This window comes from Dapis purpurea BLCC-M126, assembly GCF_050015975.1.
Lineage (GTDB): Bacteria > Cyanobacteriota > Cyanobacteriia > Cyanobacteriales > Microcoleaceae > Trichodesmium.
On sequence record NZ_JBNHER010000235.1, the window covers coordinates 30,037 to 32,062 of the forward strand.

The window sequence follows — 2,026 nt, forward strand, 5'->3', positions numbered from 1 at the left end:
TTCTCCTAAGTCACTGTAGACATTGCCAATATTATTGATCGTGGTAGCTTCCCCTTCTTTATCCCCTACTTGTTTGTATAGAGGTAAAGCTTGATTGTAATAATTGAGTGCCTTTTGTTTTTCTCCTAAGTCACTGTAGACATTGCCAATATTATTGATCGTGGTAGCTTCCCCTCCTTTATTACCTACTTGCTGAAATATAGGTAAAACTTGATTGTAGTAATTCAGTGCCTTTTGTTTTTCTCCTAAGTCACTATAGACATTGCCAATATTATTGATCGTGTTAGCTTCCAATCCTTTATTCCCTACTTGTTTGTATAGAAGTAAAGCTTGATTGTAGTAATTGAGTGCCTTTTGTTTTTCTCCTAAGCTAGAATAGACATTGCCAATATTATTGAGAGTGATAGCTTCCCCTTCTTGATCCCCTACTTCCTGAAATAGAGGTAAAGCTTGATTGTAATAATTGAGTGCAAGTTTTTTTTCTCCTAAACTATTGTAGACAACGCCAATACCAAGGAGAGTAGTAGCTTCTCCTTCTTGATCCCCTACTTGCTGAAATAGAGGTAAAGCTTGATTGTAATAATTGAGTGCAAGTTTTTTTTCTCCTAAGCTAGAGTAGATAAGGGCAATACTATTGATCGTGGTAGCTTCCCCTCCTTTATTCCCTACTTGCTGAAGTATAGGTAAAGCTTGATTGTAGTAATTGAGTGCTGTTTGTTTTTCTCCTAAGCTAGAGTAGATAAGGGCAATACTATTGATCGTGGTAGCTTTCCCTCCTTTATTCCCTACTTGCTGAAGTATAGGTAAAGCTTGCTTGTAGTAATTGAGTGCAAGTTTTTTTTCTCCTAAGCTAGAGTAGACACTGCCAATACCAAGGAGTGTGATAGCTTCCACTCCTTTATTCCCTACTTGCTGAATTATAGGTAAAGCTTGATTGTAGTAATTGAGTGCAAGTTTTTTTTCTCCTAAGCTAGAATAGACAGTGGCAATACCAAAGAGAGTGGTAGATTCCCCTCCTTTATCCTCTACTTGCTGAAATAGAGGTAAAGCTTGATTGTAGTAATTGAGTGCTGTTTGTTTTTCTCCTAAGCTATTGTAGACAAGGCCAATATTATTGAGTGTAAGTGCTTCTATTCTTTTATCGCCTACTTGCTGAATTATAGGTAAAGCTTGATTGTAGTAATTGAGTGCTGTTTGTTTTTCTTCCAAGCTATTGTAGACAAGGCCAATATTATTGAGTGTAAGTGCTTCTATTCTTTTATCACCTACTTGCTGAATTATAGGTAAAGCTTGATTGTAGTAATTGAGTGCTATTTGTTTTTCTCCTAAGCTATTGTAGACACCGGCAATATTATTGAGTGTAAGTGCTTGCCTCTTCAAGTTACCCGTTTTTCTAAATAGCAATAGTGCCTCTTCCCATTTAGCAATGGCTTGACTTAGAGATTCTGCTGTACTTTGCTTATGTAGTTCCCTTCCCTCATTAAATAATCTTTCTGCCTCAGCATTGGGATCTGTTTGAGCCACAACTTCTCCCCCATTGACAATATTGGGCAACATTAATACAGGAAAACCGACATTAAAAACAATCAAACTATTAATACTAAGAATAGACAAGCGTTGCATCGGAGAAACCATAAATTTAACCTTTACCCCACAACTAAAATTTTCATTTATTATATTTCTGGTTTTAGAGAAGATATGCAATAGAGGGTGGTTAACAAACAAATGAGATTGCTACCTTTAGGGAAGGCTTCGCCTACGGCTAAGTTAACACTGTTTCCAAAAGGTTAACTGTTGGATTACCGCCTCGCAATGACAATTCACCTTACTATGTCATTGCGAGGGGGCTGGGAACAGCAATTATTTTTTCTTGCCAACCATTAAGCCCCCGTGGCAAGCTCCTGACGTTGTGAGATTGCTATCTTTAGGGAAGGCTTCGCCTACGGCTAAGTTAACACTGTTTCCAAAAGATTAACTGTTGGATTACCGCCTCGCAATGATGGTTACTATGTCATTGCGAGGGGGG

At 37.9% G+C, this 2,026-nt stretch carries 1 protein-coding gene; it reads right to left on the reverse strand.

Annotated features, from left to right (window positions below; all coding sequences use genetic code 11):
* Nucleotides 1-1,635: tetratricopeptide repeat protein (locus ACP6PL_RS20910; protein WP_426547204.1), on the reverse strand; the 1,635-nt coding region annotated here is incomplete at its 3' end.
* Between the last annotated feature and the right edge of the window lie 391 nt (nucleotides 1,636-2,026).